23 protein-coding genes and 1 tRNA gene are annotated in these 20,341 nt (G+C 47.3%); 20 read left to right on the top strand and 4 right to left on the bottom strand.

The annotated features are described in order from the left end of the window. The first annotated feature begins 9 nt into the window (after nucleotides 1-9). The 7 genes from D3D03_RS07955 (at nucleotide 10) to trxA (ending at nucleotide 6,302) form a co-directional block, all read left to right on the top strand. Nucleotides 10-417, top strand: a complete 408-nt coding sequence (locus D3D03_RS07955; RefSeq protein ID WP_012371039.1) for a DUF350 domain-containing protein — start codon at nucleotides 10-12, stop codon at nucleotides 415-417. Nucleotides 418-602: 185 nt separating this feature from the next. Next, entirely contained in the window at nucleotides 603-1,496 is an 894-nt protein-coding gene (locus D3D03_RS07950; RefSeq protein WP_035414072.1) for a YitT family protein, read from the top strand. Between the two features lie 172 nt (nucleotides 1,497-1,668). Beyond that, nucleotides 1,669-3,342 carry an AMP-binding protein gene (locus D3D03_RS07945; protein WP_035387583.1) on the top strand — a complete coding sequence of 558 codons (1,674 nt, stop codon included), beginning with the start codon at nucleotides 1,669-1,671 and terminating at the stop codon, nucleotides 3,340-3,342. A 71-nt stretch (nucleotides 3,343-3,413) separates the two neighbouring features. Then, a complete protein-coding gene (locus D3D03_RS07940) occupies nucleotides 3,414-3,992 on the top strand; it encodes a fatty acid metabolism transcriptional regulator FadR (RefSeq protein ID WP_026832375.1) in 579 nt (192 codons plus the stop codon). An 80-nt stretch (nucleotides 3,993-4,072) separates the two neighbouring features. Next, nucleotides 4,073-4,846 carry an electron transfer flavoprotein subunit beta/FixA family protein gene (locus D3D03_RS07935; protein WP_026832376.1) on the top strand — a complete coding sequence of 258 codons (774 nt, stop codon included), beginning with the start codon at nucleotides 4,073-4,075 and terminating at the stop codon, nucleotides 4,844-4,846. A 15-nt stretch (nucleotides 4,847-4,861) separates the two neighbouring features. Continuing rightward, complete coding sequence (locus D3D03_RS07930) at nucleotides 4,862-5,824, top strand: electron transfer flavoprotein subunit alpha/FixB family protein (RefSeq protein WP_028105889.1); 963 nt, start codon at nucleotides 4,862-4,864, stop codon at nucleotides 5,822-5,824. 49 nt (nucleotides 5,825-5,873) lie between these two features. Next, nucleotides 5,874-6,302: a thioredoxin gene (trxA, locus tag D3D03_RS07925; RefSeq protein ID WP_255415517.1), complete on the top strand. Its 429-nt coding sequence runs from the start codon at nucleotides 5,874-5,876 to the stop codon at nucleotides 6,300-6,302. 60 nt (nucleotides 6,303-6,362) lie between these two features. On the opposite strand, the gene D3D03_RS07920 is transcribed toward trxA, so the two are convergent. Together D3D03_RS07920 and D3D03_RS07915 are read right to left on the bottom strand one after the other, a co-directional pair. After that, a complete protein-coding gene (locus D3D03_RS07920; protein WP_026832379.1) occupies nucleotides 6,363-6,749 on the bottom strand; it encodes a VOC family protein in 387 nt (128 codons plus the stop codon). 21 nt (nucleotides 6,750-6,770) lie between these two features. After that, nucleotides 6,771-8,093, bottom strand: coding sequence for a dihydrolipoyl dehydrogenase family protein (locus D3D03_RS07915; protein WP_026832380.1), 1,323 nt, complete (start codon nucleotides 8,091-8,093; stop codon nucleotides 6,771-6,773). An 82-nt stretch (nucleotides 8,094-8,175) separates the two neighbouring features. Here D3D03_RS07915 and uvrC point away from each other — a divergent pair, with 82 nt between their 5' ends. Further along, complete coding sequence (uvrC, locus tag D3D03_RS07910) at nucleotides 8,176-9,960, top strand: excinuclease ABC subunit UvrC (protein WP_119923284.1); 1,785 nt, start codon at nucleotides 8,176-8,178, stop codon at nucleotides 9,958-9,960. 370 nt (nucleotides 9,961-10,330) lie between these two features. Here uvrC and D3D03_RS07905 read toward each other — a convergent pair whose 3' ends face one another. Together D3D03_RS07905 and D3D03_RS07900 are read right to left on the bottom strand one after the other, a co-directional pair. Beyond that, the gene (locus D3D03_RS07905) at nucleotides 10,331-10,945 is read right to left on the bottom strand and encodes a PH domain-containing protein (RefSeq protein ID WP_026832382.1); all 615 of its coding nucleotides are present in this window, start codon (nucleotides 10,943-10,945) and stop codon (nucleotides 10,331-10,333) included. Between the two features lie 107 nt (nucleotides 10,946-11,052). Continuing rightward, nucleotides 11,053-11,472 (bottom strand): YslB family protein, encoded by a 420-nt coding sequence (locus D3D03_RS07900; protein WP_026832383.1) that lies wholly within the window; start codon nucleotides 11,470-11,472, stop codon nucleotides 11,053-11,055. A gap of 224 nt (nucleotides 11,473-11,696) precedes the next feature. Here D3D03_RS07900 and D3D03_RS07895 point away from each other — a divergent pair, with 224 nt between their 5' ends. From D3D03_RS07895 to D3D03_RS07840, 12 genes are all read left to right on the top strand, one after another. After that, nucleotides 11,697-12,314 (top strand): succinate dehydrogenase cytochrome b558 subunit, encoded by a 618-nt coding sequence (locus D3D03_RS07895; RefSeq protein WP_026832384.1) that lies wholly within the window; start codon nucleotides 11,697-11,699, stop codon nucleotides 12,312-12,314. Between the two features lie 19 nt (nucleotides 12,315-12,333). Further along, the gene (gene sdhA / locus D3D03_RS07890) at nucleotides 12,334-14,097 is read left to right on the top strand and encodes a succinate dehydrogenase flavoprotein subunit (protein ID WP_026832385.1); all 1,764 of its coding nucleotides are present in this window, start codon (nucleotides 12,334-12,336) and stop codon (nucleotides 14,095-14,097) included. Next, a complete protein-coding gene (gene sdhB / locus D3D03_RS07885) occupies nucleotides 14,097-14,903 on the top strand; it encodes a succinate dehydrogenase iron-sulfur subunit (RefSeq protein WP_026832386.1) in 807 nt (268 codons plus the stop codon). The genes sdhA and sdhB overlap by 1 nt, the downstream gene beginning before the upstream one ends. 64 nt (nucleotides 14,904-14,967) lie before the next feature. Then, on the top strand, nucleotides 14,968-15,423 hold the full coding sequence (locus D3D03_RS07880) for an acyl-CoA thioesterase (protein ID WP_026832387.1): 456 nt from the start codon (nucleotides 14,968-14,970) through the stop codon (nucleotides 15,421-15,423). A 65-nt stretch (nucleotides 15,424-15,488) separates the two neighbouring features. Beyond that, nucleotides 15,489-15,752 carry a phosphocarrier protein HPr gene (locus D3D03_RS07875; RefSeq protein WP_012371023.1) on the top strand — a complete coding sequence of 88 codons (264 nt, stop codon included), beginning with the start codon at nucleotides 15,489-15,491 and terminating at the stop codon, nucleotides 15,750-15,752. 84 nt (nucleotides 15,753-15,836) lie between these two features. Continuing rightward, complete coding sequence (gene racE, locus D3D03_RS07870) at nucleotides 15,837-16,652, top strand: glutamate racemase (RefSeq protein ID WP_119923283.1); 816 nt, start codon at nucleotides 15,837-15,839, stop codon at nucleotides 16,650-16,652. Then, nucleotides 16,643-17,395, top strand: a complete 753-nt coding sequence (rph, locus tag D3D03_RS07865) for a ribonuclease PH (protein WP_028105894.1) — start codon at nucleotides 16,643-16,645, stop codon at nucleotides 17,393-17,395. The genes racE and rph overlap by 10 nt, the downstream gene beginning before the upstream one ends. Then, on the top strand, nucleotides 17,392-17,988 hold the full coding sequence (locus D3D03_RS07860; protein ID WP_119923282.1) for an XTP/dITP diphosphatase: 597 nt from the start codon (nucleotides 17,392-17,394) through the stop codon (nucleotides 17,986-17,988). The genes rph and D3D03_RS07860 overlap by 4 nt, the downstream gene beginning before the upstream one ends. Nucleotides 17,989-17,994: 6 nt before the next feature. Continuing rightward, on the top strand, nucleotides 17,995-18,501 hold the full coding sequence (locus D3D03_RS07855) for a metallophosphoesterase family protein (RefSeq protein WP_028105895.1): 507 nt from the start codon (nucleotides 17,995-17,997) through the stop codon (nucleotides 18,499-18,501). Between the two features lie 67 nt (nucleotides 18,502-18,568). Then, nucleotides 18,569-18,642: transfer RNA gene (locus tag D3D03_RS07850), tRNA-Arg, on the top strand. A 102-nt stretch (nucleotides 18,643-18,744) separates the two neighbouring features. Continuing rightward, on the top strand, nucleotides 18,745-19,269 hold the full coding sequence (locus D3D03_RS07845; RefSeq protein WP_233550672.1) for a hypothetical protein: 525 nt from the start codon (nucleotides 18,745-18,747) through the stop codon (nucleotides 19,267-19,269). A gap of 27 nt (nucleotides 19,270-19,296) precedes the next feature. Further along, nucleotides 19,297-20,313, top strand: a complete 1,017-nt coding sequence (locus tag D3D03_RS07840) for a hypothetical protein (protein WP_119923281.1) — start codon at nucleotides 19,297-19,299, stop codon at nucleotides 20,311-20,313. Nucleotides 20,314-20,341: the final 28 nt, after the last annotated feature.

Genomic DNA, 20,341 nt, shown 5'->3' with positions numbered 1-20,341 from the left:
GCGCGTCAGGTGAATATTTTTGAAAACGTCTATGTCTATACGACGGCTTTATATTCGGTGGCCGGATTATTGATCATTATGGGCTTGGCACTTTTTGAGTTGACAACCCGGTACCGAAACTGGGAACATATCAAGAGTGGAAACATTGCGGTAGCCCTCGCAACGGGTGGCAAGATCATTGGTCTGGCGAACATCGTTCATTTCGCCGTTCAAAGTGAACAACGTGTGGGTGCCATCTTTTTAGAAAGTGCGTTCGGATTTTTATTACTGATTTCGACTTATTGGATTTTTGAATTCTTGACACCGAATCTCCCGGTTGACCGAGAGATCGAAAAAGGAAATATCGCGGTCGGGATCATTTCCTGTTCATTATCAATCGGCATGTCTTATGTCATTGGTTCGGCGTTAGTGGGGTGAGCACGTGTTAGAACGGTTAGCAAAAATCATGTTCGGCGTATCGATTGCCTTTTTGGTCGTCGGCATACTTTGGATTTTCATGAATTAAAAGAACTGGCTGTGCCAAGTGATTATTCCGTACTGAGCTCGATTCAGTACGGAATTTTTATTGGGTCACACGAAAGAAAAACGAAGGAGGAAACTACATGAATGTAAGAAAAACCAATACAAATGAAATACGGCGGCGCGCTTTTGAAGCGATGCAACTGATTTCCTGGAAAGATATCTTTTGGATCATCGTCGGTTCAGCGATACTTGCGTTTGGGATTAACTACTTCACGATCCCGAATGACTTATCGGAAGGCGGACTGATCGGGATTACCGTCATTTTCTACTATCTGTACGGCTGGAATACCGGGTTGGTGTCCTTGATTGCGAATGCGCTCTTGTTCATCATTGGATACCGGTTCTTGAGCCGGAAGACGATGATTTATTCCGTGATTTCAGTTGCGACGACCTCATTTGTCCTGTCGGCAACGGCGTCGCTCGCGACGGCTTCCGATAACCGGTTGATCGGGACGATTTACGCAGGAATTCTGATTGGTCTTGGAATCGGGCTTGTCATTCGCGCAGGCGGGACGACCGGTGGCGGTGTCATCATTGCCCGGCTGATGAACAAGTATTTGAATTTAGGGATTGCCGTTTCGATGTTCATCATTGATGTGACGGTCGTCGGTGCTTCCGGATTCCTGTTTGGAGAAGAGACGATGCTGTATACGTTGATTGCCATCATCATCGGCTCGTATTTAATTGATCTGGTCAGCGAAGGACTGAATGTCCGTGAAGCGGTCACAATCATCAGTCACCGTCAGGAAGAAATCGCAACGATTTTGACGGAAACACTCGGCCGCAGTGCGACGGTCATTCACAGCCATGGTCATTTCACGAAACAAAAAAACGATATGCTGTATATGATTGTTGATAAACGCCAACTTGCACCGCTGAAACAAATTGTCGAGGCGGCGGATCCCCGTGCCTTTGTTGTCATTCATAAAGTACGTGAAGTCATCGGTGAGGGGTTCACCTATCCGTCACGTTAACGATCGATTAAAGCAACCACTTGCGAAAGGGCAGGTGGTTTTTTTGTGGTGTGCTCAAAATACCTCTGATTGGGAAAAATGTGAAATTTATTTTAGATCAGGACTAGCCGCTGTGGACAAATTACACGTATAATAAAAATGAATAGTAATTCAGTCACAGGGAGGGATTGGAATGGATTCAGCATGGTTAAAGGATTATCCGGAACAAGTACCTGCATCAATCGCCTATCGCGAGATACCGCTCTATCAAGCACTTGAAGAGGCGGCAGACGAATTTCCGGGACGACGTGCACTCAGTTTTCTGGGGAAACGCATGACGTTCCAGGAAGTGCGCCAAGAGGCCCGAAGCTTTGCCCAAGTCCTGCAAGACGCCGGACTCGAGAAGGGTGACCGGGTCGGTTTGATGTTACCGAACTGTCCCCAGTATATGATCAGTTATTATGCAGTATTGTACGCAGGTGGAACAGTCGTCCAAGTTAATCCGCTGTATACTGATCGTGAGCTGGAACAGATTTTGGTCGACTCCGGTGCGAAGATTCTCGTTACGTTGGATTTACTGTATCCGAAAGCCTCACGCGTCAAAGCAACGACGGTTTTAAAAACGGTTGTCACAACGAGTATTGCTGACTATCTGACTTTTCCGAAAAACAAGCTGTATCCGATCAAATCCCGCAAAGACAATAACATCATCATTGATACGACCGGTTCGATTCCGTTTTTATCACACCGCGGTGCTGAAATGATCGAACCGATTGCAATCAATCCGAAAGAAGACATCGCAGTGTTACAATATACAGGAGGAACGACCGGGGCACCAAAAGGAGTCATGTTGACCCACTTTAACTTGAGTGCCAACGTAGAGCAGATCAGCCAGTGGTTCTACAAGTATTCGCGGGGGGATGGACGGAAGTTATTAGCCGTCGTGCCTTATTTCCACGTCTACGGCATGACCTGTAATTTAAACTTCGGTATGTTTAATGCCTATGAACAAATCATTTTACCAAAATTTGATTTGGAACAAGTCTTAAAGACGATTGATAAGGAAAAACCGAATCTGTTCCCGGGGGCACCGACGATGTATGTCGGCTTGTTGAACCATCCGAAGTTGAAAAAATATGACTTGTCATCAATCGAAGCGTGTATCTCGGGATCGGCACCATTGCCGGTTGAAGTACAGGAAAAATTTGAACAGGTGACAGGCGGACGGATCGTTGAAGGATACGGGTTATCGGAAACGAGCCCTGTGACGCATACGAATTGTATCTGGGACAAACGTGTCCCGGGATCGGTGGGGATCCCTGTTCCGGATACGATTGCGAAGATTGTCCAACCGGACGGAGAAACACCCGCCGCACCTGGAGAAATCGGGGAAATTCTCGTCCGTGGTCCGCAAGTCATGAAGGGGTACTGGAAACGTCCGGAAGACACGCAAGCCGTTTTACGCGATGGTTGGTTGCATACGGGGGATCTTGGATATGTCGGAGAAGATCATTATTTCCGGATTGTTGATCGGAAAAAAGATTTGATCATTGCATCAGGCTTTAACATCTATCCGCGGGAAGTCGAGGAAATCCTGTACGAACATCCGGCGGTGAAAGAAGCCGTTGTGATCGGGGTTCCGGACGCTTATCGGGGGGAAACGGTCAAGGCGTTTATTGTCTTGAAAGATGACAGTGTAACGACGGAAGAAGAACTCGATCAATTCTGCCGCAAAAGCCTGGCATCGTTTAAAGTACCGAAACAATACGAGTTCAGACAGGAGTTACCGAAAACCTTTGTCGGTAAAATTCTCCGTCGGGTACTGATTGAGGAAGAACGCGCAAAACAGCTGGAAGAAAGCAGTTGACAGCTCAAAAAGACATGATAGAATAAATATGAATGAACCATCATTCATTTTATGTGTTAGGAGATAGCCTTATGAAAAGAACGATGTCTAAAAGTGATCGCATCATTGATGCTGCAGTCAAGGTGATTGCAAAAAATGGGTACCACGGTGCCAAAGTCACAGCGATTGCCAAAGAAGCTGGCGTAGCGGACGGAACGATTTATCTTTACTTCAAGAACAAGGAACATCTGTTGATTTCATTGTTCCAAGCGAAGATGGGCAGTTTCATCGAGTATTCGGAAGCGCAAATTGCGCTTCATCAATCGGCGACACAACAGCTGGCGGCGCTGATCGAAGCCCACCTTGAGCAACTGTCGGTGGACTATGATTTAGCGGTCGTCACCCAAATCGAGTTACGACAATCCAATCAAGAGATGCGCCACAATATCGCAACGGTGCTTAAACCATATCTTCACTTGATTGATCGTGTCATCCGAAACGGGATGGAGTCCGGCGAATTTTCAGAGACGCTTGATTATCGATTGGCGAGACAGATGGTATTTGGAACGATTGACGAAGTCGTGACAAGTTGGATGGCGAGCGGATTTAAATACGATTTGCTCGAGACGCGTCACGGGATTCATCGGATGTTAATCAAAGGGCTGAGTTAAGCCCTTTTCCTAACAAACTTTTTGTAAGCGGATACAAAAATGATGGTGGTCAATAGAAGTTGACAGAGGGGGAACGAAGAATGGAAATCTATGTCTTGTTAAAACGAACGTTTGATACGGAAGAGGCAATCCAACTTGAAAATGGTCAAATCGAAGAGGATGGTGCCGAGTTTATCATCAATCCTTATGATGAGTATGCGGTGGAAGAAGCGATTCGTGTTCGCGATGCCCATTCTGGAACAGTGACGGTCGTCACCGTCGGACCGGAGGACGCGGACAAAGAACTCCGGACTGCCCTTGCGATGGGTGCTGATCAAGCGGTCCGTATCTCGATTGAAGATGATATCGAAGAAGCAGATCACTATTCGGTGTCAGAAGTCCTGGCCGGTTACTTGAAAGAGCAGACGGTGGACTTGATCATCGCCGGGAATGTCGCCGTTGACGGGGGAAGCGGACAAGTGGCGCCACGTGTTGCGGAGTTGCTGGATATTCCGTACGTGACGACGATTACGAAGCTTGAGTTAACAGGAACGGATGCTGTCGTCACACGTGACGCAGAAGGGGATACAGAAGTCATCAAGACGTCGCTACCGTTACTCGTCACCGCACAACAAGGATTAAATGAACCACGTTATCCGAGTCTTCCGGGCATCATGAAAGCGAAAAAGAAACCGCTCGAAGAACTTGAATTATCCGACCTGGAATTGGATGAAGACGAGTTGGCACCACGACTCGAGACGATCGAACGTTTTTTACCGCCAAACAAAGCAGCCGGTAAAATCCTCGAAGGTGATCTTTCGGTTCAAGTACAGGAACTCGCTTCATTATTACGCAACGAAGCAAAAGTTGTTTAAGGGGGAAGAAACGATATGTCAAAAGCACTTGTACTTGCAGAATCACGTGACGGTAATTTACGGAATGTTTCATTTGAAGCGATTGCTGCGGCGAACCTAGTGGCAGATGAAGTCGTGGTGGCCCTGATCGGACAAAACGTCGCAGCGGATGCCTCACAACTTGCTGCACGAGGGGCCCATCAAGTTCTCGTCGTCGAAGACGAGCGGTTGCAGCATTATACACCGGACGGTTACGGACAAGTCTTCATGCAACTGATTGAACGTGTGGCACCGGACGTCATCGTCTTTGGTCATACGTCGCTCGGGAAAGATCTGTCACCTAAAATCGCGGCGAAGTTACAAGCCGGCTTGATCAGTGATGTGACGTCGATCGAAGGAACAGGTACGGAGGCTTCCTTCATCCGTCCAATCTATTCAGGAAAAGCCTTTGAAAAAGTAAAAGTGTCGGAAGGAAAGATTCTCTTTACCGTTCGTCCGAACAATATCGAACCGCTGGCTGAAGGTGCTTCGGAAGGAACCGTTGAATCCGTGACGGTTGAACTAAAGGATTTACGGACCATCGTCTCGGAAGTCGTCCGTAAAGCGACAGGCGGTGTGGATCTTTCGGAAGCAAAAGTCATCGTCGCGGGTGGACGAGGCGTCAAAAGTGCTGATGGATTTGCGCCGCTCCAAGAATTGGCGGACTTGCTCGGTGGAGCGGTCGGTGCATCGCGTGGTGCGTGTGACGCGGACTATTGCGATTACGCCTTACAAATCGGTCAGACCGGTAAAGTCGTTACACCAGACTTATATATCGCCTGTGGTATTTCTGGAGCGATTCAACATTTAGCCGGCATGTCGAATGCGAAAGTCATCGTCGCCATCAACAAAGATCCGGAAGCGAACATCTTCTCGGTTGCAGATTACGGAATCGTCGGGGACCTGTTTGATGTCGTGCCGTTATTGACGGCAGAATTCAAAAAAATGCTTGTGCATTAAGGTGTGAAATAGGAGCAAAGAGTAACTTCTTTGCTTCTTTTTTTGTGGGATGACTTGTCTGAGCAGTTTCGTTTGTTGTAAGGTAGGGCTGTGCTATACTCAAGTCAGTAAAAAGATTGCTTTGACCGACAAGTCAAGACAATCTAAAAATAGGAGGTTATTCTCAATGGCAATCGTACACGCAACTAGCCAATCATTTAAAGAAGATACACAAGAAGGTCTCGTTCTCGTTGATTTCTGGGCAACATGGTGCGGACCATGTCGCATGCTCGCTCCAGTTCTTGAAGAACTTGACGCGGATATGCAAGACGTAAAAATCGTCAAAGTCGATGTTGACGCTAACCCGGAAGTGGCAGGAGCTTTCCAAGTTCAAAGTATCCCAACACTCGTCTTATTCAAAGACGGTCAACCGGTCAACAAAACAATGGGCTTCATGCCAAAAGACGCATTAAAAGAATTCGTTGAAACATCTAACTAATTCTACGCACGATATATAAAAGATGGCATTCCGTCAATGGGCGGAATGCCATCTTTTTGTTTAGTTGGAGGAAGAGACAGGTGAACAAAGTTCAATCAAATGACCATCTGGATCCAACACATAGGCAACGATCTGTCCCCATGGTTTCTCCGTCGGCGGCAAAATCGTCTCATGACCGGCAGCGCGGATTGTTTCGTACAATTGCTGGACATCATCCGTCACGAAGCCAAGTTCGATCGATTGTTGACCGGTTTTATCCGGGAGCTCGTAGGGAATCATGGAACGGACGTCTTCTTTTGTGTTAAAGGCAAGGACGGTCGTCCCTGTTTCAAATTCCGTATAACTCCCGTGCTCCGCTTTGATCGGGAGACCCAGCAGTCCATGGTAAAACGAACGTGTCTTGGCCGGATCTGTGATGTACAGAATGGTGTAGCCGTACCGTACCATATGAATCCTCTCCTTCATCGATTAGTCTTCGAGCAGTGAAGCGATGTCGGACGCCGGCGTCGGGTAAGCAAAACTCGTTTTTTGAAGGGCAGAACTTGGAATCCGGTGTTGCATGGCGAATGAAAAATAGTTAGCCAGTTCGGCAGCATGAACACCGATGAAGTGAGCACCAAGAATTTGATCATCTTCTCCGATTAACACTTTTGCCCGAGCAAACGGATCTTTGATCCGGACATTTGTTTGCCAACTGGATGTGTCAATCAATTTTCCGCGGTAGCGGACGTTGCTCTTTTTTAGACGTGCTTCCGTCTGGCCAACCTGTGCAAGATTCGGGGCAGTAAAGACGATACTTGGAACAGGCAGCAACTCGAGTGTTCTTGTGTTACCTTCGAGCATGTTACAGGCAGCGAGACGTCCTTCGGTCCCCGCAAAAGGAGTCAGTGCCGGATTTCCGCTGACCGCGACGTCACCCGCTGCGTAGATGTTCGGAGCAGACGACTGCAGGTAATCATTGACACGGATCCCTTTGTCCTCAAAGATGACTCCTGCTTTATTTAAGTCCAGAGAATCGATGCTTGCGACGCGACCTGTCGCATTCAAGACAACATCTGCCTGGACGTTTGTTCCGTTGGATAAAGCGAGTGTCGTCTCCTCATAAGAGACCACTTCCGTCTCATGGATGATGTGAATGCCAAGAGCTTCCGTCGCTTCCAGTAAGACCGCAACCAACTCCTGTTCGAATTGTTTCAGTGCAGTTGAACGTAAGACCATCGTTACTTCCGCGCCGGCGATTCGCGCGAGATGCGCAAATTCAAAGGAAATGTAACCGCCGCCGATACAGACAAGCCGACGCGGTACGTCACGCAACTCCAAAAATTCATTGCTGTTCAAGAAACGCTCACTGCCCGGAACCGAAAGCTCACGCGGGCGAAGACCGGTAGCAATCAAAAACTGTTCCGCCTCCAACTCGATATCGTCGACGAGCAACTTCTTATTGGACAAGAAGCGGGGTTCGCCGTGGTAGTAATCAATGCCCAAATCATCGTAACGATTTCGTGTTTGTTCCGGAATCGCGCGTGTATACTCATTTTTTCGTTCCATCAGTTGGCGCCAATCGATGGAAACCAATCCTTTCAAACCATATCCGAGTAAGCGTTCAACAGCATCTTTCGCTTCACTGCCGGTCAAAAGAATTTTTTTGGCATCGCATCCCCGTTGTGAGCATGTTCCGCCCGGTGTGAAGTTTTCGATAATCGCCACGCGAAGTCCTTTTTCAGCAAATTTATAAGCAGCCTGATTCCCGGCTGCGCCTGTTCCTAATACAATGCAATCATATGTACGCATTTTTTATCCCCCATATGTCATAATCAATGTAAGATATTTACCCTATAACGTAAAACTAGAAACGGTGGAAGGAGACATTTTTGTGAGTCATCAAGAACATATCAAGGCGAAACTATCCCTTTTACCTGATGAACCAGGATGTTATTTGCACAAAAACCAATTTGGAGAAGTCATTTATGTCGGAAAAGCCAAAAATCTAAAAAATCGTGTCCGGTCTTACTTTACCGGTGCACATGATTTGAAAACCGAACGTCTCGTTGCGGACATCCGTGATTTTGAGTACATCATTACAGCGAGTGAACTAGAAGCGCTTTTGCTTGAAATGACACTGATCAAAAAACATGATCCGAAATACAACATCATGCTGAAAGACGATAAATCTTATCCGTATCTGAAAATCACGAACGAAACATATCCGCGTCTGATCACGACCCGTAAATTAAAGAAAGACGGGGGACATTATTTTGGTCCCTATCCGAATGCCTACGCGGCAAACGAAACCAAACGTCTGCTCGACCGTCTGTATCCACTTCGAAAGTGTCAGCCGATGCCGAAAAAACTGTGTTTGTATTACCATATCGGTCAGTGTCTCGGTCCTTGTGAGATTCCGAATCTGGAAAATGAGCAAAAGGAGATCGTCGCGGAAATCCGTCGTTTTCTGTCCGGTGAAACAAAAGACCTTGTCCAGTCCCTTCAAGAGAAGATGGGCAGTGCAGCAGAAGCCATGGAATTCGAACGGGCCGGTGAACTGCGTGACCAAGTTCGGGCCATCGAGTCGATCATGAATAAACAAAATATGATCACGGCAGACCTGACGTCCCGCGACGTGTTCGGGATTTATGTCGATAAAGGCTGGATGTGTGTCCAAGTCTTCTTCTTACGTGGTGGAAAAATGATTGAACGGGATGTATCACTGTTTCCGATTTACGGAACGGCAGCGGAAGAATTGGAAAGTTTCATCGTTCAATTTTACGAAAAAAACATCAAACCAAGTGAAATTTACGTCCCGCCGCTCGTCAATCAGATGTTGCTCAAGGAAGCGATTGGTCTTCGTGTCCATGTCCCGGTCCGCGGTTCAAAACGTAAATTATTGGATCTTGCCACGAAAAATGCCGAGAACGCGATTGGCGAACGTTTTGAATTGATTGCCCGTGATGAAAAGAAAACCGTTCAGGCGGTTCAAGAACTGGCAGACGCAATTGATGTCCATCCTCTATCACGCATCGAAATCATCGATAATGCCAATATCCAAGGGGCGGATGCCGTGTCGGCACTTGTCGTCTTTGAAGACGGAAAACCGCTCAAAAAAGAGTACCGGAAATTCAAGATCAAGACCGTCAAAGGACCGGATGATTATGAATCGATGCGGGAAATCGTCCGACGCCGATACCGCCGTCTGTTACTGGAAGGTGCCCGTCTACCGGATCTTGTATTGATCGATGGTGGACTGGGTCAACTCAATGCGGCACTTGAAGTGATTCAAGATGAACTCGGCTTATCCCTGCCTGTCGGTTCACTAAAAAAAGACGACAAGCACCGGACGAGTCAACTGTTGTTTGGGGAAGGCGGACGATTAATTGAACTGCACCCCCGATCCAGTGCGTTTTATTTGTTGCAACGGATGCAGGACGAGGTGCACCGCTTTGCGATTACGTTCCACCGTTCGTTACGTTCAAAAGGCATGACGCGTTCACTTCTTGACGACATTCCGGGTGTTGGTCCCAAACGGCGCCAACAATTGATTCGTCATTTCGGATCGATGCGCAGTTTGAAAAAAGCCAACATCGAACAATTGACGGAAGCTGGTTTACCAACCAAATTAGCGGAGACGGTTGCGGAGTATCTCAGTCAGACGAATGAGGAATGAGTAGAACTTAGTTGAATCGTTGACGACAAACAGAGGATCCGGCTTCAGCTAGAAGTCGGATCCTCTGTTGTATACGGATATCTTTTTTGATATCAGTGTCAGCAAACAAACGGTTCAGCAAAAGCATTATGTAGTCACCTTGTGAACCACCAGATTAAAAACAGGCAGGCAAGGATTAAAAATCCTGCTAGAAAAAGAACATGTTTTCTTTCGCTCTTTTTTTGAGAAGTGGATGCGATGACACTGACAGTCAATACAAGCGCGATGGCGAACCAAGTCCAAAAGCTCATGTCGGTTCTCCTTTCCGTCTGAAAATCAGTACAAATATGCAATCAGGCACACCGATAGCTCGATGTGCCTGATTTATTACTTAGTTATTAATGTATTTTTCGTAAAATGATCCGAAGTCTTTTTGGTTCCATTTGTAGTAATGTCCTTGTAACCAGTCGAAGGACTCTTGCGACAAATCTTTGAACGTTTGCGGCACGTTCATGTCACCTTGACGGAGACCACCAAGAATCGTGACGGAATGATTGAGTGAGTTGTTCGCAAACTCAAGCATCTTTTGTCCTTCATATTGTTTTTCGGCAATGGCAAGAAGGGCTTTATACAAGTCCTTTACATGTTCCAACTGTTTTTTATCGACGTCGATCGAATAATGTTTTCCGCCAATTTCAAACTTGATTTCGACATCAAGATCAACCGTTCCGGCCGTTTCGAACATGACGTGACGAATCGGATAATGGGCGTATGGATAACGATAGAGAACACGTTTTGAACTGACGGCACTCTCGCCATCCAGATGCACAAGGGCCAAATTCGTAAAGCAGTATTCATCTGTTTTTGATTTGATCAGAAAATAAATTTTTTCACCGTCTTCATGTAACACGTAATCATCGGCGGCGGCTTTATCAAAGTCGTCAGGGTGAATCACTTGCCCAATATCACTGAATCCTGTTAAATCGGCTGCTAGTTTCTTGAACATAAAAATTCCTCCTTTGATGAATGGGGTCGATTATTGATACGGCAATTCAATAAAAAGGTTTCATGTTTCAAGAATTCGCCATTGATGACTAGATTCCTGTGTCTGTTTTAAACAGAGCGCTCGATCGGATCTTTAGGATCAATCTCAATCATGATCTGGACATGATCCTTCTGCCATTCCGCATATCCTTCCGCCACACAGCCATTCATTTTGGCGAACTGTTCTGCCAAAAAGCCGGCTTCAAGCTGGAAATAACCTGCCGGACGTTCTGTCCGTGTCGATTCTGGCGGTGTCAAAAGAAATGTTGCAGATGTTCCTTTTTGCTTCTTTAACTCTAACTGTCCCCAACCGGCTTCGTAGAAAAATGGTGTCACTTCTTCGATGCTCAAGACGGGAAATTCACGTGCCAATCGTTTTCCCGCCCAATAGATGACCTGGCGATAATCTGTTCCTAATAAGTCCGTCAACACATAGTCACGAATCAATTCGATTCCGAATGTGGAAGAGGGATTTGGTACCGAATCCATCAGCAATCACTCCTATCTCTGAAACTATTATAGCGAGGTAATTCTGATGGGTCATTGTTTTCCTAAAAAAATTTGCAGTTATTTGCAGTTAAATGCAACGGCTCGGGTTGTCTTATAAAAAGGACAGGAGTAGAATAAGTGATGAAAAGACGAATTTCCTTATGAAAGCGCTTTTCTACCAAAATGCGCCAACGTTTGATTGGCAAACAAAAGGGGGGATTTGGATGGCGAATCATCGTGATTTCGTGGGGCGTAAAATACACTCACTGCTCGGCGTCATTCCAATCGGGTTATTTTTACTTTCTCATTTTACGACGAACTATTTCATCGTTCGTGGCGAGGAAGACTTTAATAAGGCTGCGGATATCGTGGGGAGCGTTCCGTATCGGTTGTTCTTGGAAGTGTTTGTCATCTTCATTCCAATCATCCTGCACGGTGTCTACGGTGTGTACATCGCGTTTACAGGTTCGGCGAATACAGGTCGTTATACATACTTCCGGAACTGGATGTATGTGCTGCAACGTTTCTCCGGCGTCTTTCTTGTCGTGTTCATCACGTGGCACGTTTGGGAAACACGGGTTGCAGCAGCCATGGGAACCGCTGTTGATGCGAGTATGATGCAAAATATCGTGGATAACGGCTTCATGCTTGCTTTCTACATCGTCGGAATCTTGGCGACGACGTTCCACCTCGCGAACGGACTTTGGACGTTCTGCATCACATGGGGAATCACACAGTCACCTGCTTCTCAAAAGGCGATGTCGTATGTGGCCGCCCTCGTATTCATCGGATTATCGTTTGTAGGCGTACGCTCGATCTTGACGTTTGCAGGCGTGTTGTAAGGAAAGGGGAACTAACAACATGGCGAATAAAAATCTTGTCATCATCGGTGGAGGTCTCGCCGGCTTGATGGCTACGATAAAAGCAGCTGAACAAGGCGTACCGGTCAAATTGTTTTCACTCGTGCCCGTAAAACGGTCACACTCCGTTTGCGCACAGGGTGGAATCAATGGTGCCGTCAATACGAAGGGGGAAGGCGATTCGCCTTACCAACATCTCGACGATACGGTTTATGGCGGCGATTTCTTAGCGAACCAACCACCGGTCCAAAAGATGACGGAAGCAGCACCAAAAATCATCCATATGTTCGACCGGATGGGCGTCATGTTCAACCGGACACCGGAAGGGTTACTCGATTTCCGTCGTTTCGGCGGAACGTTACACCACCGGACAGCATATGCCGGTGCGACGACGGGGCAACAGTTATTGTACGCACTGGATGAACAGGTGCGTAAGTTTGAAGCGCAAGGTTTGGTAGAGAAGTATGAAGGATGGGAATTCCTTCGCGCAATCATTGACGAAGAAGGAATTTGTCGTGGTGCGGTATGTCAGGATTTACGATCGATGGAAATCGAGGCGTTTGCAGCCGATTCCGTCATTTTGGCAACAGGTGGTCCGGGTGTCATCTTCGGTAAATCGACGAACTCGGTCATCAATACAGGACAGGCGGCAGCAGCGGTTTACCGCCAAGGTGCCATCTATGCGAACGGGGAGTTCATCCAAATCCACCCGACAGCGATTCCGGGGGACGACAAACTTCGTCTCATGAGCGAATCAGCGCGTGGTGAAGGTGGTCGTGTCTGGACGTATAAAGACGGAAAACCATGGTATTTCCTTGAAGAAAAGTACCCGGCATACGGAAATCTCGTACCGCGTGATATCGCGACACGTGAAATCTTTGATGTTTGTGTCAATCAGAAGCTCGGCGTCAACGGGGAAAACATGGTCTATCTTGATCTTTCTCATAAAGATGCAAAAGAACTCGACGTTAAACTCGGCGGAATTCTTGAGATTTACGAAAAATTCGTCGGGGACGATCCGCGTAAAGTACCAATGAAAATCTTCCCGGCGGTCCATTATTCGATGGGCGGATTATGGGTCGACTACGATCAGATGACGAACATCCCAGGATTGTTCGCATCCGGTGAATGTGATTACTCGATGCACGGTGGAAACCGTCTTGGAGCCAACTCCTTATTGTCCGCTGTTTACGGTGGGATGGTAGCGGGACCTTCAGCAATCGCCTATATGAACGAACTTGATAAATCGGTTCATGATATGCCGGAAGAAGTCGTGGAAGCCCACAAGATTGCTGAGATCAATCGTTTCAACGATATTCTGGCAATGGAAGGGACGGAAAACGCGTATCAAATTCACCGTGAACTCGGTGAGGTCATGACCGACAATGTAACGGTTGTTCGTTACAACGATAAACTCGAACAGACACTGGATAAAATTCATGAACTGCGTGAACGCTTCACGCGGATTTCAGCAACGGATACAGCACGTTGGAGCAACCAAGGAGCGTCATTCATTCGTCAACTTGACCACATGCTTGATCTCGCGGAAGCGATTACGCTTGGTGCCTTACAACGCGATGAGAGTCGTGGCGCCCATTACAAACCGGACTTCCCGGAACGTGATGACGAACGGTTCTTGAAAACGACGATGGCACGTTATACAAACGGTCATCCGGAAATCTATTACGAAGAAGTCGATACATCACTGATTCCACCACGTAAACGCGACTACAGTAAGAAGTCGAAGAAAGAGGTGAAGGCATAATGGCGACACCACTCGAACAGAAAACGAATCAAAAACCGGTTCAGTTCATCGTACAACGTCAGGATGGACCGGATGGGAAAGCTTATGATGAAGCATTTGAAGTGCCTTATCGTCCGAATATGAACGTCATTTCGGCACTGATGGAGATTCGTCGGAATCCTGTCAACGCAGCAGGCGAAAAAACGACGCCGATTAACTGGGACATGGGATGTCTCGAAGAAGTATGCGGCGCGTGTTCGATGGTCATCAACGGAACGCCTCGTCAATCTTGTACGGCGCTCGTCGATAAACTCGAACAACCGATCCGTCTTCAGCCGATGCAGACGTTCCCGATCGTTCGTGACCTTCAGGTCGACCGGCAACGGATGTTTGATGCCTTGAAAAAAGTTAAAGCATGGGTGCCGATTGACGGAACGTATGATTTGGGTCCTGGACCCCGTATGCCGGAAAACAAACGTCAATGGGCATACGAACTATCAAAATGTATGACATGCGGTGTTTGCCTGGAAGCATGTCCGAACGTCAATGACCGTTCGAACTTCATCGGTCCGGCTTCGATTTCACAAGTCCGTTTGTTCAACTCGCATCCGACAGGAGCGTATCATAAAGAAGAACGGTTGGAAGCCTTGATGGAAGACGGCGGCATCATGCAGTGCGGTAACGCACAAAACTGTGTGGAAGTGTGTCCAAAAGGAATTCCGTTGACGACTTCAATCGCAGCGATGAACCGTCAAACGACGCTCCACTCCTTCAAAAAGTTCTTCGGCAGTGACGAAGGACGTACGGGAGAAGCAGTCAGTCAATAATAAACGATAAAATTAAAGAAGGGGCCTTGCTCCTTCTTTTTATATTTTAGAGGAGGAAAGTGTCGTGCGTGTACCTAGTTATATTAATGATCTCGATCAATGGTTGGAGCAAATGAAACATGGGACGCGGCTTGATGTCGCCGTTCGATTTGCGGAAACCGATGCCTATGGACATATGAACAACCGGGTTCCGTTCGTCTATTTCGAGGATGTGCGGACATTGATGCTCGAAGAGACAGGGTATTCACTGGCCGATGACGGGATCGTCGTCGTTGCGGACGCCCAGTGCAATTACATCCGGCAAGTCTATCCGCGGGCACGTCTTGCCGTCTATGCCTATCCGGTTCAGGTCGGAACCGCCTCTTGTGACGTCCATTATGCCGCGTTCAGCGAACAGGATGAATTGATGTTCACCGGTCGGACCTCGATGGTGCAGATTGATCGTTCCGGGAATGCGTTTGCTTGGAATGAAGCGTATAAAAATTCCTTGCAGAATCGATTCGAATCCGTTATCATTTGATAATGAGTTCACATATTCGAAAACGACTCACTAGTACGTTATTAGTGGAGGGAGATTTCTTAATCATGGAAAAAACATTCAAAGTCATCGCGGATTCAGGCATTCATGCTCGTCCGGCAACACAACTCGTCAACACAGCTTCTAAATTCCAATCAGACATCAACTTGGAGTACAACGGGAAGACTGTTAACCTCAAGTCGATCATGGGTGTTCTTTCACTCGGAATCGCAAAAGATTCAGACATCAAAATCGTTGCAAACGGTGACGATGCTTCTGAAGCAATCACGACTCTTTCAGATATGCTGACAAGCGAAGGTCTTGCTCAGTAATCCTTTATCGTACATTCTTGGACGCCGGTCTTGCACCGTCGTCCTTTTTTGTTACCATATGAGAGAGGAAGGTGAGGGGAAAACGTGAACAGATCAATTGGAGTATTAGATTCTGGGGTAGGTGGATTGACCGTGGCGCGTGAATTGATGCGTCAGCTTCCCCATGAACAAATCATATATGTCGGAGACACATTGCGGTGTCCGTACGGTCCTCGACCAGAAGAAGAGATTCGCCAGTTTACTTGGGAAATGATTGATTTCCTCGTTGCGCAAGATGTCAAACTGATCGTCATCGCCTGCAATACGGCAACGGCGGTCGTCTTAAAAGAAGCACGACAAAAGTTGTCGATTCCAATCATCGGCGTCATCGATCCGGGAGCACGTGCGGCGGTCAAAGTCACACGGACAAAACGAATCGGTGTCATCGGCACAAAAATGACGATTGAAAGTAACTCATATGAAAAAGCCTTGCGTCACGTCGAAGGGCAGGTCGTCGTAGAATCACTGGCTTGTCCGCCATTCGTTCCACTCGTCGAGTCTTCACAGACCACGGGAGCTTATGTCGAGCGTGTCGTCGCCAATACATTAAAACCGTTGCTCGCCTATGACATGGATACGTTGATTTTAGGCTGTACCCATTATCCGTTACTGGCAGAAGTGATTGGACGAGTCATCGGACCGAATGTTCAATTGATTTCTTCTGGGGATGAGACGGCGCTTGAAGTTGGTGCCTTACTGGATTACAACGGAATCACAGCATCCCATGACACCGTCCCGGAACATGTCTACCATGCGACCGGAGATACACGGTCTTTTGAACGGATTGCGAGTGACTGGTTAAATCAACCGATTCAAGCCAAACGGTTAGTGTTAGGAACGGAGGAAGAAAAATGCGTTTAGATCAAAGAGCACAAGCAGACATGCGAACGATTCATTTCGAGACGGGTGTCAATAAACACGCAGAAGGATCCGTTCTGATTTCAGTCGGGGATACGCGTGTCTTATGTACAGCAACGGTCGAAGAAAAAGTCCCGCCGTTTTTACGCGGGAAACGTCAAGGGTGGATCAATGCCGAATATGCGATGTTGCCACGCGCAACGGCGCAACGGACCGGTCGTGAGTCGGTCCGCGGGAAACAAACCGGACGGACGATGGAGATTCAGCGTTTGATCAGCCGGGCGTTACGTTCTGTCGTCAATCTTGAAAAATTAGGCGAACGGACAGTTTGGATTGACTGTGACGTGTTGCAGGCAGATGGCGGGACACGAACGGCTGCAATCACGGGTGGTTTTTTAGCACTCGTCTTAGCGGTCGATGGACTGATTCAAAGCGGGAAGTTAACGGACACACCAATCAAGGAGGGCATCGCGGCAGTTTCGGTCGGTAAAGTCGGGACGGATTTGTTACTTGATCTTTGTTATGAAGAAGACGCTGCAGCAGACGTCGATTTGAATCTTGTCATGACATCGTCCGGTAAAATTGTGGAACTTCAGGCAACGGGCGAAGAAGCAACATTTTCACGTCGCGAAATGCTCGATATGCTGGAACTTGGGGAAAAGGGTATTGAGGAACTGCTTCAGGCGGCTGAACAAGCATTAGGTGCTTCCTGGTGGTATGTCGGAGAAGAGGTGGAGCACCGATGAAAATTATCGTCGCGACCAGAAATGCTGGTAAAGTAAATGAATTCAAGGAGATGCTTGGACGACTCGGATATGATGTCGAATCCTTGCTCGACTACGAAACGGCTCCGGAGACGGATGAGACCGGTTCGACGTTTGAAGAAAATGCCGAATTGAAATCAAGAGAAGCGGCAGCTTATTTTGGTCATGCCGTGCTGTCGGATGACTCCGGTCTTGAAGTAGATGCTTTGGACGGAGCGCCAGGTGTCTATTCCGCCCGATTTGCGGGTGAGGACAAATCAGACGAAGCGAACAACACGTTGTTGCTGGAAAAACTGACTGACGTACCAACAGAAAAACGGACTGCCCGTTTTGTCTGCGCCTTGTCTCTTGCAAAACCGTCCGGTGAAACGTTAACCGTACGCGGAACGATGGAAGGGACGATCGGTTTTGAACGGAAGGGAACAAACGGCTTCGGTTACGATCCGTTGTTTATCATCCCGTCCTTGAATCAGACGGCAGCCGAGTTGACGAAAAGTGAAAAAGCGTCCATCAGTCATCGGGGACAAGCATTACGAAAACTTGAATTGGCATTGACTACTTTTTTAGGAGAGTGATCAGAGATGAAAGCATTAATCGTAAGTGATAGCCACGGACTTGACCAGGAGTTGCTGACGATCTTTAACCGCCATCAAGATGTCGATATCGCTTTTCATTGCGGCGATTCACAGCTGACTGGGGATTCCGAATCGTTATATCCCTATCGTGTCGTCAAAGGGAACTGTGACTATGGAAATGATTTTTCAGACGAAGTGACGGAAGAACTGGGGGCGTTTCGGATCCTTTGTGTCCATGGTCATCGACAAGACGTTAAATACAGTCTTGATCAGTTGGTTCATCATGCGGATCAGAAAAAGGCCGCGGTTGTTTTATATGGTCATTCTCACGTCGCGAAGGCAGAACAGCGTGACGGGAAACTCTTTATTAATCCGGGATCAATCCGGATGCCCCGTCATCGTCCGGAAAAGACGTATGCCGTCTTAACGTTAGAGGATGGGCAGTTCACAGTCGATTTTTATGATTTGACCGGTGAGACGATCAATGCCTTACATCTTGACGGAACACTTTAAAAAATAGTTTTTACTAATGTGATTGACACGAAAGAATTGTTTTAGTATAGTTTATTCGTGTTGACACGTCTCAATAGCTCAGCTGGATAGAGCAACGCCCTTCTAAGGCGTCGGTCGGGGGTTCGAATCCCTCTTGGGACACTATAATTAAAATAGAGACTTCCCTTATGAGGGGGGTCTCTTTTTTTTATCTGCTTCATCGGGTATAATCAAGGTATCATGAACTTGAAAGGGATGATGAAGATGATGAAACGAATGAGTGGAATCCTGTTGCTGACAGTTGCTTTAGCTGGATGTAGCGAGGTTACGGATACAGTGGACAATGCGAAACAACAAGTGACAGATGTAAAAAATAGTGTTGATTATGCAGGACAACTGCAAGATATCGCTCAAGACACATCAAAGGTGACATCTGAGCTTTCGACAAAGTTGGATCAGGCAGCTACCGAGGCCCGTGAATCGGCAAATCCGGAGCAGGCGCTCGATCAGCAGATTGAAAAACTTCAAAATGATGGAACCGTTCAACAGTTGAACGAAGAACTGAATCAAATCGACGAACGTCTCGCGAGTTTAGAGAGTCCGCCGGCAGAATTAAAAAATCTCAGTGAAAAACTCGAACAATATGTCAATCAATCTGAAGACATTACGCGTTTACTAGAAGCCGATGTCTCGCTGGATACACTGAATAAAATGGGTATCGAGCAGGCTGGCCAGTTGCAAGAAGCAATCACAAACTGGACGTCTTTGCTTGATCCGTTCACAAAATAAGAACGTCAGTCAGGAAAAAAAGGTGGAATGACCGTGGGACAGTCACGTTGGATGGAACAACCGTTAATCGATGAGCAAAAACGCCTTGTTGCGTTGAGTGAGGCAGAATTAAATGTTCGCTTAAATCAACTTCAAACCATGACGTCAGAAGATGATATCTTGTATCTTCTCTACACGATCCAAGAGGCTTTTTTAGCAAGGGAAGACGGAATCGAAGCCTACCTGGCCATCGTCGACCCTTTTCTTGGGTTGGACGGTGTCGAGCAGGTGCTTGCAATTTTCATGTATGAAAAGGGAGAACGATATGCATTCGACCTTGCCTTACGAACCGCATCCCCTTATTTGCCATACGGATTGGCACTGAAGTTAGAAGAAGTGGCCGCTTCACGTCCACGCACAACGCGGAACGTTCAGCAGACCGATGATGCATCGTATCTACAATTGGAAGAAAAACCTGCAGTGACGCTTACAGAGCAGGACTGGATCACGCTCTACCGTTTCGGAACGCTGGAAGAGCAATTTCGTTTCTTGGCACAAACGGACTTACGGGTGCATCCTGGATTGATGCACTATATCGTTCATGACTATTTGACAGGACGGGACGTGAAACATCCAAGTGCTCTTGTCATACAACGGTTGCTTCCCCAGCTGACGGAATCGGCGCATGTCTATCCAATCGAGGTGTCGATTCAGTCGCTTGATGTTCATATGTCGTTTCATCGTCCGGAACAGCTTGAGTCATGTCTGACACAGCAGGCCACCCAATTACAACGATTTGCCGATGCTGCGTTCGACTTGGAACGGATGGATCCGTTTAAGGCGCTTTTGCTCATGAACTGGTATCAAATCGTTTACTTAGAGGAGACGATGGAACAGGGTGAAGTGGTGGAAGAATGGCTCGGTGCCGTCGAAGAATTGGCGGATCTCGACTTTTTATCTGAAGCTCCGCCGGAATCCTTAAGTCCACAGGCACAAAAGATTTACCGGGCTGTTCATTTGGTGCTGCCGGAAGGAAAACTGTACGAACAAGCACTCCTTCAGTAATTGAAGGCGATTGCCTCGTTCAACAGTG

This window comes from Exiguobacterium sp. RIT452 (assembly GCF_003598705.1).
Lineage (GTDB): Bacteria > Bacillota > Bacilli > Exiguobacteriales > Exiguobacteriaceae > Exiguobacterium_A > Exiguobacterium_A undae.
This window is presented reverse-complemented; position numbering and strand designations above follow the sequence as displayed.